Below are 13,924 nucleotides of genomic sequence, written 5' to 3' on the forward strand. Positions count from 1 at the left end.
CTAGTGACCTCCACCGGGTGCAAAGAAATCATTCGAAGTCAGACCGCTTTTTTGCAGCTGTGCGGTTACCTGTGCTTTCAACCGCAACAAACCGCTTTCATCAGCGGCCTCGCAACGGGCCACGATCGCAGGCTGGGTATTGGAAGCACGCAGCAACCACCAGCCGTCATCCGTGCTGACACGCACACCATCAATTCCACTGACTTCAGCACCAGCTTCGGACAAACGACCACGTACTTCTTCGATCAGGGCGAACTTGCGGTCATCCGGGCAGTCGATGCGGGTTTCCGGGGTATTGACGGCCACCGGCATCGCATCACGCCAGTCATCAAGGCTTTTGCCACTCTGAACCAGAATGCGATACAGCCGGACCGCGGCATACATTGCATCGTCATAGCCATAGTAGCGTTCGGCAAAGAAGATATGACCGCTCATTTCACCGGCAATCGGTGCCTTTGACTCAACCATTTTGGTTTTGATCAGCGAATGGCCGGTTTTCCACATGATGGCATTGCCGCCAAGACGGGTGACCTCGTCAAACAGCGTCTGGCTGGCTTTGACATCGGCAATGATCGATGCGCCCGGCAGACGCCCGAGAACGTCGGCAGCATAAATCTGCAGCAGCTGATCGCCCCACAAGACACGCCCCTGCCCGTCAACAACACCGATACGATCACCATCGCCGTCAAAGGCAACACCCCAGTCGGCATTCAGCGATGCCACCTTGGCCTTGAGATCGACCAGATTGGCCTCGACCGTCGGGTCCGGGTGATGATTTGGGAAAGTGCCATCGATCTCGTCAAACAGCAGGTGGTGGTTGCCCGGAAGCTTTGCAGTCAGTTTGCGAACCACATCGCCTGCGGCACCATTGCCGCAGTCCCATACAATCGTCATCGGCTTGGCAACATCACAATCAAGTTCGGTCAGCAACCGTTCGACATAGTGGTCTTCGATATCAATGTCGGTAACCGAACCAGTACCGGTTTCGAAATCACCCGATGCAGCAATACGGCCCAGCTCCTGAATGGCTTCGCCAAACACCGACTTTCCGGCATTGAGCATCTTGAAGCCGTTATAGTCAGACGGGTTGTGCGACCCGGTGACCATGATGCCAGCATCGGTTTTCTGGTCATAAACCGTGAAATAGAGCATCGGAGTTGGCCCACGCCCGATCCGGACAACATCACAACCGGTCGAAACGATCCCTTCGACAAGCGCACTTGCCAGTTCGGGCGAACTCAGCCGTCCGTCCCGGCCAACGGCAACCCGTTTTCCGCCAGACTGGCGCACTTTCGTACCGAATGCCTTGCCAAGAGCAAGCGCATCGACCGCATGCAGGGTTTTGCCCACGATACCGCGCACATCATATTCGCGCAGCACGGAAGGATCAAAATTGTGTCCGGCAGAGATGGTCATAGTTCTAACTTAGCCTCCGATTGATGCACGCCCGATGCAGGAATAGCTGAAACCCTGTTCTGCCATCTCGCCGGGGTCATATACATTTCGCAAATCCACCACGATCGGGTGTTTCAGCGCAGATTTGATGCGATCCAGATCCATCCCGCGGAACTCGTTCCATTCGGTCAGAACCACCATCGCATCGGCACCTTCAAGGGTGTCAAAGGCGGTATCGCAATAAATTATGTCTTCAAGAAGCTTTTTTGCTTCTGTCATGGCTTCCGGGTCATAGGCCTTGACCGTTGCGCCCGCCGCAATCAGGGCCGGCACGATGTCAAGGCTTGGCGCATCGCGCATATCATCGGTATTAGGCTTGAACGCCAGCCCGAGGATACCGATGGTTTTGCCCGAAACCGAGCCACCACAGGCCGAAATGATGCGATCAGCCATAGCCTTTTTGCGCTGCGCATTTACATCGACCACAGTTTCAATAATGCGCAGCGGGCTGTTATGTTCCTGTGCTGTGCGTACCAGCGCCAGAGTATCTTTCGGGAAGCATGACCCGCCATAACCCGGCCCGGGATGCAGGAATTTCTTTCCGATACGTCCGTCAAGCCCGATACCGCGCGCAACATCATGAACGTCGGCACCAACCTTTTCACAAAGATCGGCGATTTCGTTGATGAAGGTGATTTTGGCTGCAAGGAAGGTATTGGCCGCGTATTTGATCATTTCCGACGTTTCGCGCGAGGTGAAGACAATCGGTGTTTCAATCAGATAAAGCGGACGATAAAGATCACGCATCACGTCACGGGCGCGTTCGTCGGTCGTTCCGATCACAACACGATCCGGCCGCATGAAATCACCAATTGCGGACCCTTCGCGCAGGAATTCGGGGTTGGAAACCACCGCGAATTCCGCATCCGGTCGCCGTTCACGAATAATGCGTTCGACTTCGCGCCCCGTGCCGACCGGTACGGTCGATTTGGTCACGATGACGGTAAAGCCTTCCATTGCGTCTGCAATTTCTTCGGCTGCGGCATAAACGTAGCTGAGATCGGCGTGACCATCACCACGACGGGTCGGCGTGCCAACGGCAATAAAGATCGCCTCGGCACCTTTCACGCCTTCCTTAAGGTCGGTCGTGAATGTCAGACGCCCCGCCTTGACGTTATTTTCAACAAGAACATCAAGGCCCGGTTCGTAGATCGGCATGATGCCGTCTTCAAGACGGGCAATCTTTGCTTCGTCCTTATCAACACAGATAACGTCAGTGCCAAATTCCGAGAAACAGGCACCGGAGACAAGCCCCACATATCCGGTCCCGATCATTGCTATGCGCATGGATGCTTTACCCCAATAGTCGTCATTGGCAGGAGCCTGTCCCGGCTCCTGCCAAAATATATTAAGTGAATTCTATTATTCCGCGGCTTCGCCCGCGGCGAATTCGTGAATAAGATTGCGAACGTCATCACGCATGTCTTCGCGTGCCAGCGCGAAAGACATGGTGGCCTTCAGGAAACCGATCTTGTTGCCGCAGTCAAAACGACGGCCTTCGAAGCGATAGCCGTAAAACGGAACTTTTCCAATCATGGCCGCAAGCGCATCCGTAAGCTGGATTTCATTGCCCGCACCGCGCGGAATATTCTCAAGAACCTCAAAGATACCCGGATCAAGGATGTAGCGGCCAATCGCCGACAAGGTCGATGGCGCGTCTTCGGGCTTGGGCTTTTCAACCATGCCGCAGGCGCTGACCAGTCGGCCATTGGTGCCTTCGACTTCAAGCACGCCGTAACGCTGGGTTTCCTCGCGCGGGACGTCCATAACGGCAACCATATTGCCACCCGTCCGGCCATAGCTTTCGACCATCTGCTTCATGCAAGGCACTTTTGACTGGATCAGGTCATCGGCCAGAAGAACGACGAAGGGCTCGTCACCGACAAGAGATTTGGCGCACAATACGGCATGACCAAGCCCCAGAGGATTGCCCTGACGGGTATAGGTCACACGACCATTTTCCGGGATCATCGCAAGCGAGGTTTCAAGCGCATCATGTTTGCCGCGCTCCATCAGGATCGCTTCGAGTTCGGCAGAACGGTCGAAATGGTCTTCGATTGCGGTTTTGCCACGACCGGTTACGAAGATGAATTCTTCGATGCCCGCCGCGATTGCCTCTTCAACGGCATATTGAATAAGCGGCTTGTCTACCACTGGCAGCATTTCCTTGGGCATTGCCTTGGTTGCTGGCAAAAAACGGGTTCCCATACCCGCAACCGGGAATACAGCCTTTTTGATTCGCTTCGACATGCCTTTTTTCCTCTGTTTTGACCGCGTCATACCCGCCTCATTCGCATTCGGCCAATCTTATGCTTCTGCCACATTTCAAGAACGCGGATCAAGCGAGTGCGCTGTTTATTCAGTTCAATCTTTAAAAAGCTGTAACAGGAGGCTCCGGGCCGCATTGATTTTGGATGCAAGATAATCTGATCCGCCATGATCCGGGTGAACTGCCTTGATCAGGACCTGATAGGCCCGATTAATCTCCTCGCGCGTCGCCTGTTCGGAAACACCAAGGATTCTTCGGGCCTCACCTGCATTCATCTCTCCGCTGCGAAATCCACTGTCAGCTTGCTCGTAATCGTTTCCGGCACGGCCGTTTCCATTATCATTTTCATCCCGGGACGCCTGCCAGTTCTGCCATCCTGAACAATCCGGTCGGCGTTCCAGATAGGTTTCCAGAACAGTCTGGCTTTGATCTTGTGCGCCGCAACATTCAACATAAAGCACGCGCATCTCGTCAACCCCGAGCGTATCCAGATCCCGCCCAATCATCGAGCCGCGCACGATTGTGCCAGCCAGTTGACCGCTGTCGTGATCAAGATACATGTGCAGATAATCCGTTTTTATCTCCGATACCCGTCCTGAACCGGCAGACGCACGCCCGGAAGGCCTGCCGCCGCCAGAGCGGGCAAAACCGAACATCCTGCGCAATAATGGCCACAATAAGCCAATTTTGAGGATTCTAGAGAGGAAGGGTATGGCAGCAACAAGGGCGGCAACCATGGCCGCAAGCTTTCCGGTCAGAAGCAACCACGCTGCCAGCACGCCCAGCGACAGAACGACGACCCACATACCGATCTTTCTGACGTGCTTTGGCTCGGCTGACGATAACCATCTGATGATAAATCCGGCAGCAACGAAAAGCCCTATCCCCAACAAGAACCATTGCATTATCGGGGTTTCCGCAGTTGGGAGCCCAGCAATTTGACATCCTGCGATGATGTTTTGTGGCCGTATTCCTCGAGCGCGTTGATCCCGCCAACCGCATAACTTGCAACCGCGCCAAGCAAATCGCGTAAACGGTCTGCTGCACTGGCATCAAAACGGGCAAAAGCACCACCGGTGATCCGGGCAATTTCGCGGAAGGCTGTCTCGGCTTTCACGTCATATCCTTCCTGAAACATGAATGCCTTGATCCCCTTTAACGCCAGTTGCCCCGCCAGCCCGGCAAGATTATCGATATCTTCCTCGAGACAATCCCCGACATAAATCAAGGCGTTGATCTTTTTATCCTTCGCCTGACTTTCAACATGACCAAGCACCCGGGCAAGCTGTGTATGCCCCGCACGACAGGTGACTTTTGTCATGGAGTCACGCAACCTTGCCGCATCCCGATACCAGGCACTGGCCTTGCATTCCGAAATCCCGCGGAAGAAAACAAGCTGAATATCCAGTGTGCTGCCAATGCCTGCGACGGCATCAAACATTTCAGCCTGCAGAACTGCGGCACTGTCCCAGCTTGGCTGACGGCTGGCCGTTGCATCCATCGCAAAGATCAGACGCCCCTGCGCAGGACCAGAAGCCGGTGCAACAGCAGCCAAAGTGCGCGCCTGCTTCACAAAGGCGGTCACGTCTGTATGGTTTGAGACATCAGACGCAACACGGCTTTGCTGTTTGGCTTGTGTTTCGGGTGTCGATTTGTTTCCGGGCACGGGCACCAACCATTTTTCAGGGCACTATCACCCTGATATAGGGGCGCTTATATCAGATCGGCAACTCTTCGCCATCTGCCGGTGTGAAGCCGATTATTTCAAGCAACGCACGAACTTCCTGGCGGGCTGCCATATGCGACATGCTAAGCGGGATTCCCACCCCCTTCTCGCGAAGGTCAAGCAGGGTCAGACCTTTCAGGAACAATTCCCGGTAGATCACGCGTTCGCCAAAGCCGGGCGCCACACGGAACCGGATACGCGCTGCCAGCTTGTCGACGATTTCGGCGATATCACGTTTATTGCGTGCATCAAGATGTGACAGACGATTACGCATGACGATCCAGTCAATGGTACCGCCATCTACCGCTGCACGGCGTTTACGTGCATCCCAGACCATTTCGGCATAGATACTTGGTCCTTTGATATCAAGGGTGTCCGGATCGATCCGGGCGAGCATATCAAGATCGATATAGCTGTCATTAATCGGGGTTACCAGCGTATCGGCGCAGGAATGCGCAAGACGCGACAGGTAATTGTCACTGCCCGGGCAATCCATCACCACAAAATTGCAGCCCATCACCAGTTCGCCAAGTGCATTGGTGAAACGCTCCCGCTCGTCAAGCTTGGCGGCATTGCCATCATCAAGCTCGCTGCGGTAAATCGGACGATGATCCGGAACAGGCAGTTTCAGCTTTTTCTGTTCGTTAAATGAAATCCGGTTTTCAACATATCGGGTCAGTGTCCCCTGACGGGCGTCAATATCGAGCGAACCAACGGAAAATCCCATTTTCATCAACGATACGATCAAATGCATCGCCGTTGTCGACTTTCCGGATCCACCTTTTTCGTTGCCAATCACGATCACATGGGCGCGCTTCGCGCCTGGCTGCTTGGCGGTAGCGATCTGTTGGCCTGCGCTTTCCCCGGTTGCGCTGGTCTCGTGCACCGTCATTGAAGTTTGCTCCGTTATTCAGGCAATTTTCTGTCCCCAGGGCCGAAACCCTGCTTCCAATGAGCGTCTTTGCCCGTAAAAATCAAGAACAAAGAATTTCATTGAAGGCAAGTTGTCTACTGGCCCCTAGCCAATCTATCACCGTACAGGTAAAGATAGGAGTAGGGAAAAATGATTTCACCAGCAATAACATGAAGGAAGGACGCAAAGTGACCAATCGGGGGGCCCTTTGGGGTGGCGTAATTGCCGGCACTTTGATGATGACCGGAATGTCGTCTGCGAACGCGCAGGATGTTGGCGGGTTTGAGCAGATTCCAGCGGATCAGAGCCCGCTTTCACTTAAATCCGATATACCGCTTACAACGGTCTTTCTGCGCCAATATCGCGAAAACAGTACCGTTTTTGTTGGTCGCTGGCTGTCGCCTGCGGCGGAAGGCAGTATCAAAGGCGCAAGCGATGATTTGTTTGTTGAAAGCGTTTTTTCGACTTCCGCCCCGGGCTTTGCCTTTAACAATGAAATGTCGTCCGAACAGCTTTTGGAGATGTTTGACGGATTGCGCGGACGAAGTGCCACCAATGGCATGAATTTCATGCAAGATACCCGATACGGGCCGATTGCAATGACCCCCTTCATTCGCGCCGGTTCACAATGCGTGTCGTTTGTCGGTCAATGGAACCCGGATAAACCAACGGTGCGTGGCAGTCGCCTGCTTGGTTATTATTGTGACCCGGTCGCGCGCCAGACCATGACAGATTTCACAGCCCCACCTAAACAGCTTGATGTGGTTGATGCCCAGCTGTTCGGGGCTAATTTCTTTACGCGGTTTGACGTGCAGCTTCCCGACGGTGTCGTGATCCCGTCAACGCAAGCAACCCCGGAAATTGTCGAAACACAGTCACCAGCGGCACTTCCAGATAGCAATACGACAGACACACCGTCCGAAGGATTACCGATCAGCACCAACTGGCAAGGATCACGCGGACAGGGAATGCTGAAATTTGATCAGCCCTCCGGCGAAGGCACGATGATTATCGATAGTGACCTTCGCCATTGTGAAGGCATATGGCGGCATGATGGCGGCGCTTATCAAAGCAACACATTGCCGTTTGGCAGCTGGTACGTGTTCTGTGACGACGGGGCATCTGCACGTGGCCATTACACAAGCGAAGACCCCGGCAGTGTGACCGGCGAAGGTCAGGATAATCAGGGACAGGCCGTTTATTTCCGTCAGATCAACTCTTAAGCCCCGGACAATTTTTTCAACATGACCACCGATATTCAAACCGTCATTATCGGCGCCGGCGTTGTCGGCCTTGCCTGCGCACGCGCCCTGGCCAAAGCCGGTCGGGAAGTTCTGATTATCGAACGTCACGATGCAATCGGAACCGAGACCAGCGCACGCAATAGCGAAGTCATCCATGCCGGCATTTACTATCCGAAAAACAGTCTGAAGGCCAGATTCTGCGTGGCAGGACGCGATATGCTGTATCGCTATTGCGCAGAAAACGGCATTGATCATAAACGAACCGGCAAACTGATTGTCGCAACCCACGACGATCAGATCCCCGCCCTGCGCGACATTGAAAAACGGGCACATGAAAATGGGGTCCATGACCTTGTCTGGCTTGACGGACATGACGCGATTGCGCGCGAACCGGCCCTGAATTGCGTGGCAGCACTTGAAAGCCCGTCAACCGGCATTGTTGATTCCCATCAGCTGATGGTGACCCTATTGGGCGAGGCAGAGGCAAACGGGGCAACTTTGGCACTTAATACCGATGTTGTGGCCGCGAAATTTGAAAACGGCTTTTTTGCCATCGAAACGCGTGACCGCGACGGTCAGGAAATGAGCCTGACCTGTGCCGAGCTTCTGATCGCCGGGGGCCTGCATAGTCAGACATTGGCGCATAATTTTACCGGCCTGCCAGAACAGAGCATTCCGCCACAGCATTATGCACGCGGATGCTATTTCACGCTTTCGGGCAAGGCCCCCTTCTCCACCCTGATTTATCCGGCCCCCGAACAGGCGGGGCTTGGCATTCATCTGACCCTTGACCTGGGGGGACAGGCGCGTTTTGGCCCGGATGTGACCTGGGTTGAAGAACCGAACTATGACGTGCCCGAAGAAAAACGTGCGGGATTTGCAGCTGCCATTCGCAAATACTATCCGGCACTGGACGAAAATGCCCTTCAAACCGGTTATGCTGGCGTCCGACCAAAAATTCAGGCACCGGGCGAAGCCGCCCGCGACTTTCTGATTTCGGATCGCGAAGCCCATGGCATTGATGGTCTGGTGATACTCTATGGCATTGAATCACCGGGATTGACGGCATGCCTTGCAATAGCGGACCATGTCGAAAATGTCCTTTCACGACCGCAGGCAAAGGCAGCGTCATGATGGCAGAAGCAAACTGGCAAAAAGTACGCGATTTGAGCCGGGGAAAAGTTTCGGGCAAATTAACCAGCAATCCGCAAAGCAGATTTCGCTGGAAACGCAGCCTTGTCGCCTTTGGTTTGGTAGTTGGCAGCCTTTGCGCGCCTGTCACGTTGACTGCTCCGGTAAACGCCCAGCAGTTGGAGCCTTTCGTTCCGCCCCCCAACAGTCTTAGTTCACCGAGCAAACGAAGCGAGGCAACCGGAACGGAAAAGCCGGATGTTAAGTTTGCCGATGAAATGCGAAATTTCGTCATTCAGCTTAGCCGGTGGGCGAAATCCTATCGCAGCGATTTTTCGATCATTGCCCTTAATGGTCTGGAACTGACGGAATATCTTGAAACCACGCTGTTTGCATCGCGCGGGACGGCAGAGCCTGCACGCAATTATCTGCGTGCGCTTGACGGTATCATGATCGAAGCCCCGTTTTACGGTTTCGACAAATATGGCGAGCCCACAGATAGCGAGGAAACCAAATATATCCTTGGCTATCTGGATCGTATGAAATCATCCGGGCTTGAATATTTCGCGCTGGACTACACCGATAAAAGCGATGCACAGCAGGCCGCACGCCAGAAGTTGCGGGACCTTAACGCACTTTATTACGCGGCTCCGCCGCCCGATAAGCAGCTTTCGACATTGGCGAAAGTACCGCGCACACCAATTGGTGCGAACCCGCATATCATCGATAATATTCGCGAAGCCAAAAATTACGCGATCGTGCTCGACAGCTCACCTTATGGAACCAAGGACGCATTTATCGACGCAATGATCGATACCAATTACGATGTCCTGATCATTGATCCGTTCCATCGCGGCACAATCCCGCTGACCTATGACGACATGAAGCGTCTGCGTTATAAAAAAGTCGGCACGCCGCGCACCATCCTTGCCTATCTGAATATCGGAACGGCTGAAACATATCGCTACTACTGGCAGAATAACTGGCGTGCGGGCAGCCCGGAATTCATCGGCGAAGGCAACCTTGACGCGCGCTGGGGGCAGGAACACCATGTCTATTACTGGTCACAGGCATGGCAGAATATTATGTTCGGCAGCGAAAACAGCTATCTGGGCGGTATCATGAAGCTTGGGTTTGATGGTGTGGTGCTGGGCGGGCTGAATGAATATAGCTGGTGGCTGGATTACTAGATCCTGATCATGGCCACCTGCGAATTCATCACAAATCCGGGATATGCCGTCAGACCATTTGACGGTGACAGAGCAGATCGGGCAATCTTGCATCATTCCAAAACAATATGCCGCTGACAGGCAGCCCCCGGAGGTTTTGAATGTCTACGCCCATCATCCATTATTTCTTTGTTCAGTCCCCCTGGTCGTTCTTCGGGTTTAACCGCGTTGTCGAAATCGCACGCAAACATGATACACCGATCATCCATAAGCCATGCCGGGCAGCGGATGTCTGGCAACATGGCGGCGGTGTTCCCTTGGCGCAACGCCCCAAACCGCGCCAGGAATATCGCATGGTCGAAATGAAGCGCTGGGCAGACTTTTTGAACATTCCGGTCAATCTGAACCCTGCCGCGTTTCCGGTGGACGAAACACTGGCCGCGCGCACCATTATCGCGGTTCAGGACGAAGGCAAGGACCCGACCGGACTGATCCATACGCTGATGGGGGATGTCTGGCTTCGAGATCGCAATATTGCCGAGCCACAAGTCGTCCGCGAGGCGCTTGTGACGAACGGATTGTCGGGCGAATACATCGAACATGCCGATTATCCGGCGATTGCCAAAATTTATGATGCCAACAGCGAAGCTGCAAAAGCAGACAATATCTTTGGCGTTCCGACATATTTTGCCAATGGCGAAATGTTCTGGGGACAGGACCGGCTCGATTTTCTTGATCGCGCACTTGAGAAGTAAGACATTCCGATCATTACAGAAAACAACAAGGGCGGGTTGAAACCCGCCCTTGTTGTTTTGGCCGCTGGCCGGAAATCCCGTTGTGCCGGTTAGTCACGGCGTTTGACGTGATCGACAACAAAACCGTCGCAAGACGGATAGGTGTTTTCGATCATGGCAAGTGCCTTGTATTCGTCCTTGGCAGCAACTTCGTGGGTCTGCACATCGGCCCAGCGATCATCAAAAACCTCGTGGGAACGATTCTCTTTGACGCATTCACGAACGGCCTGGTTGTGCAGTTCAACCTGATAAACGGTTTGGCGTGGGTCTGTGAAAGCAGACATGTCCACCCGGTCTCCTTACTTTTGCCTGCGGCGCCCGCCCGACGCCGCCTGTGTCCTGAACCGGGAATTTCATAAAAATGAAACGCCCAACCACGAGTGTGGAACAAGTGGCTTAACGAGCCGTAAATCATCCGGCTGGATTCCATATTTAAATGAATTGATCCGGATTGAAGTGTGACGGTTTTGCATGGCTGGGTCCAAAATGGCGTAATTCTGCGGTGCAGCACGAATTCCTATCGCAGCGCAACTTGTCTCTTTCAGTTTACCCTTATGTCTGGATTTCGACCTTCCAAGCGCCGTTTGAACAACAAAAATGGGATCGCGACGCGCAACGACAAATGCCAAGATAACCATAAATCGCAAAATACGCATTTCAGTACGCGAAAGATTATTTCAAAGCACCCTCCTCACGATCACAAAATTCCATCTTTTGTCGCGCGTTTTACCGAAACGGTCTTTTTTAACCCAAAGGTGATTTTGAAATTGATCAAAAGCCCGAAGCATCAAACATAAAGGAATAATCAAGGGACCGCCCCTTGCAGAATAACGAGCTTGCGCCAGGAGGCGACACCAGGATGAACGTTTTTTCCGACACCGCATTTGACGGCCATGAACAGGTTGTTTTCGCCAGTGATCCCGACACCGGCCTCAAGGCCATTATTGCCGTGCACAATACCAATCTTGGCCCGTCGCTGGGCGGATGCCGTATGTGGCCTTATGCGTCGGAACAGGAAGCCATTCACGATGTGCTGCGACTGTCCCGTGGCATGACCTATAAATCAGCGCTTGCAAATCTGCCGCTTGGTGGCGGCAAATCGGTTATTATCGGTGATCCGCGCAGTCAGAAAACGCCCGAGCTGTTTCGCGCAGTAGGTCGGGCTGTTGAAAGGGTTGGCGGTCGCTACATCGTGGCCGAAGATGTTGGCACCAGCCCGGCTGACATGGAACAGATCGCCAGCCAGACCAAGCATGTCGGTGGTATTAATGACGGCAAAGATCCAGCACGGACCGGCGATCCGTCCCCCTTCACCGCCTACGGCGTTTTTATCGGTCTGAAAGAAGCGGTTCGCTTTAAAAACGGTCATGACGATCTTGCGGGGTTACGCGTTGCCGTTCAGGGGCTTGGCAATGTCGGCTATCACCTGTGTCGCATGCTGCATTCGGCGGGTGCACGACTGGTTGTGTCGGACCTGAATGCCAACAGCGTTAACCGGGCGGTCGAAGAATTCGGCGCTACTGCGGTTTCAACCGACGAAATCCTGTTCATTGATGCCGATATTCTGGCCCCCTGCGCGTTGGGGGGTGTCGTTAACGACCGAAGCATCGATAAAATCCGCGCCCGCATCATTGCCGGTGCCGCCAACAACCAGCTTGAAGCCGACCGACACGGCGAAATGCTGCGCGAGGCGGGCATTCTTTATGCGCCGGATTATGTGATCAATGCGGGTGGCGTTGTCGAAGTCTATTATTGCCGCGAAGGCAGGCCGGTGAGCGAAACCAACAAGCATATCGAAGGCATCGCCGCCACCGTGCGCGAAATCTTTGAACGTGCAGACCGCCAAAACCTGTCGACCGGTTTTGTTGCAGACCGCCTGGCCGAGGAACGGTTCGGGAAGCGCTGATTTTCAAACCTGCCTGCATTCCCGGAACGCAGGCAGGTTTCCGGGTCTGAAAACAACAAAGCCCCCGCTTGCGGAGGCTTCATCAAAATTTCCCGATCTATATTGGAGCTTATTCGGCGGCAATCGGAGCCACATTTGCGGTGACAGCGGCCGCATCATCGCAATCGCAATTGCCGCATGTTTTCGCCTGAAGCAATTCCGCACGCATGTGGCAGGCGCATTTCCCGCATTGCGGGGCACAGCCATGAAAACGGAATACGTCCGCAGGGCGCGTTGCACCACCTTCCTCGGCGGCACGACGAACATCGCGTTCTTTTATGGCGTTACAAATGCAAACATACATCGGCGTAATTGCAATCAGTTATTAATGACAGCAACCTACCTGTAATCCACATGCGAATAGTTTTCAAACACTTTTGCAACACGCAGATAAAAAAGATCCCCCGCAAACCGGCAGATTTGCAGGGGATCGCGAGAAAATCTTTTAATCACAAGGTGATCAGACAGTTGCGATATGGCTGACGACGCGCTTGACACCCTTGATACGACGAACGATTGACAGCACTTTGTCGAGCTCTTCGCTGCTTTGGGCATCACCCATGATGTAGACGATATTGTTCACGGACTGCCAACGGTAGTTCACCGAACTGACACCTTTTTCGGCCAATAACAATGCCTTGATCTGGCTTTCGATCCAAACGTCTGACCCTGTCTGTGTCGCCGAATCCGCCGGCACGGCATTTTTGCCATATTCGTCTTCTGCCTTGTGATAGGCCTCGATGGTTGCCGCATCTGCGACTTCAAGATGGTCATAGACAGTCTTGATGCGGCTGTCCTGTTTGACCAGCGACATCACATCAAAATATTTGCCTTTGGAATCGACCATGCCGGTGACCATCACCTGCTGTTTCCAGATATCGACATTCACGTCGATAAGGTAGGTATGGTCGACCTTAGAGAACTCGCCAAGGATGCCTGACTTGATCTGGGTATCAAGCCACTGGTCATTCCCGGTCCGGTCTTCCAGCGGCATCTGTAACGGCCCACAGGCCGCAAGCGGCGTCGCCAGCAAGGCACATACCGAAACAGCCTTCATCGCGTTGCGCCAGCCTCGGGAAATCGTGATCATCTTTGAGCTCCTTCTCATGCCGATGGATCGACATATCCAAATTCTTTCGAACCACTAATACAGCAGATCGCAATAAAGCTTTAACGCCCTGAACTGCCCGTGGTTCCGGCACATCTTGTGGCAGGCGATTATGACGAAAAAAAGCCCGCGCACAATTGCCCAGGCATGTTTCGTCGCAACACAAAGGC

The 13,924-nt window shown here is 53.6% G+C and carries 14 protein-coding genes; 5 read left to right on the forward strand and 9 right to left on the reverse strand.

Annotation, left to right across the window (positions count from 1 at the left end):
- The 6 genes from P8T57_RS01895 to P8T57_RS01920 form a co-directional block, all read right to left on the reverse strand.
- Complete coding sequence (locus P8T57_RS01895; protein WP_037988015.1) at positions 1-1,416, reverse strand: phosphomannomutase/phosphoglucomutase; 1,416 nt, start codon at positions 1,414-1,416, stop codon at positions 1-3.
- Between the two features lie 9 nt (positions 1,417-1,425).
- Entirely contained in the window at positions 1,426-2,742 is a 1,317-nt protein-coding gene (locus P8T57_RS01900; RefSeq protein ID WP_063095731.1) for a UDP-glucose/GDP-mannose dehydrogenase family protein, read from the reverse strand.
- Positions 2,743-2,817: 75 nt separating this feature from the next.
- On the reverse strand, positions 2,818-3,705 hold the full coding sequence (gene galU, locus P8T57_RS01905; RefSeq protein WP_007090306.1) for a UTP--glucose-1-phosphate uridylyltransferase GalU: 888 nt from the start codon (positions 3,703-3,705) through the stop codon (positions 2,818-2,820).
- A 114-nt stretch (positions 3,706-3,819) separates the two neighbouring features.
- Complete coding sequence (locus P8T57_RS01910) at positions 3,820-4,530, reverse strand: DnaJ domain-containing protein (protein ID WP_063095887.1); 711 nt, start codon at positions 4,528-4,530, stop codon at positions 3,820-3,822.
- 98 nt (positions 4,531-4,628) lie between these two features.
- Entirely contained in the window at positions 4,629-5,390 is a 762-nt protein-coding gene (locus tag P8T57_RS01915; RefSeq protein WP_247643627.1) for a VWA domain-containing protein, read from the reverse strand.
- Between the two features lie 52 nt (positions 5,391-5,442).
- Positions 5,443-6,342: a division plane positioning ATPase MipZ gene (locus P8T57_RS01920; protein ID WP_007090309.1), complete on the reverse strand. Its 900-nt coding sequence runs from the start codon at positions 6,340-6,342 to the stop codon at positions 5,443-5,445.
- A 209-nt stretch (positions 6,343-6,551) separates the two neighbouring features.
- Here P8T57_RS01920 and P8T57_RS01925 point away from each other — a divergent pair, with 209 nt between their 5' ends.
- From P8T57_RS01925 to P8T57_RS01940, 4 genes are all read left to right on the forward strand, one after another.
- Positions 6,552-7,586 carry a hypothetical protein gene (locus P8T57_RS01925; RefSeq protein ID WP_341364431.1) on the forward strand — a complete coding sequence of 345 codons (1,035 nt, stop codon included), beginning with the start codon at positions 6,552-6,554 and terminating at the stop codon, positions 7,584-7,586.
- A gap of 21 nt (positions 7,587-7,607) precedes the next feature.
- Positions 7,608-8,741, forward strand: a complete 1,134-nt coding sequence (locus P8T57_RS01930; protein ID WP_341364432.1) for an NAD(P)/FAD-dependent oxidoreductase — start codon at positions 7,608-7,610, stop codon at positions 8,739-8,741.
- Positions 8,738-9,928 carry a hypothetical protein gene (locus tag P8T57_RS01935; protein ID WP_341364433.1) on the forward strand — a complete coding sequence of 397 codons (1,191 nt, stop codon included), beginning with the start codon at positions 8,738-8,740 and terminating at the stop codon, positions 9,926-9,928. Before P8T57_RS01930 ends, P8T57_RS01935 begins: the two co-directional genes overlap by 4 nt.
- A 140-nt stretch (positions 9,929-10,068) precedes the next feature.
- Positions 10,069-10,662: a 2-hydroxychromene-2-carboxylate isomerase gene (locus P8T57_RS01940; protein ID WP_341364434.1), complete on the forward strand. Its 594-nt coding sequence runs from the start codon at positions 10,069-10,071 to the stop codon at positions 10,660-10,662.
- Positions 10,663-10,751: 89 nt separating this feature from the next.
- Here the strand turns inward: P8T57_RS01940 and P8T57_RS01945 are convergent, their stop codons facing one another.
- Positions 10,752-10,985, reverse strand: coding sequence for a hypothetical protein (locus P8T57_RS01945; protein WP_007090314.1), 234 nt, complete (start codon positions 10,983-10,985; stop codon positions 10,752-10,754).
- A 575-nt stretch (positions 10,986-11,560) separates the two neighbouring features.
- Here P8T57_RS01945 and P8T57_RS01950 point away from each other — a divergent pair.
- A complete protein-coding gene (locus P8T57_RS01950) occupies positions 11,561-12,607 on the forward strand; it encodes a Glu/Leu/Phe/Val dehydrogenase dimerization domain-containing protein (protein WP_063095705.1) in 1,047 nt (348 codons plus the stop codon).
- 109 nt (positions 12,608-12,716) lie between these two features.
- Here P8T57_RS01950 and P8T57_RS01955 read toward each other — a convergent pair whose 3' ends face one another.
- Positions 12,717-12,950, reverse strand: coding sequence for a (2Fe-2S)-binding protein (locus P8T57_RS01955; protein ID WP_037988009.1), 234 nt, complete (start codon positions 12,948-12,950; stop codon positions 12,717-12,719).
- A gap of 156 nt (positions 12,951-13,106) precedes the next feature.
- A complete protein-coding gene (locus P8T57_RS01960; protein WP_085644458.1) occupies positions 13,107-13,736 on the reverse strand; it encodes a BON domain-containing protein in 630 nt (209 codons plus the stop codon).
- Between the last annotated feature and the right edge of the window lie 188 nt (positions 13,737-13,924).

Origin of the sequence: Thalassospira sp. SN3W (assembly GCF_038070535.1) — a bacterium.
In the GTDB taxonomy this organism is placed as follows: domain Bacteria; phylum Pseudomonadota; class Alphaproteobacteria; order Rhodospirillales; family Thalassospiraceae; genus Thalassospira; species Thalassospira xiamenensis.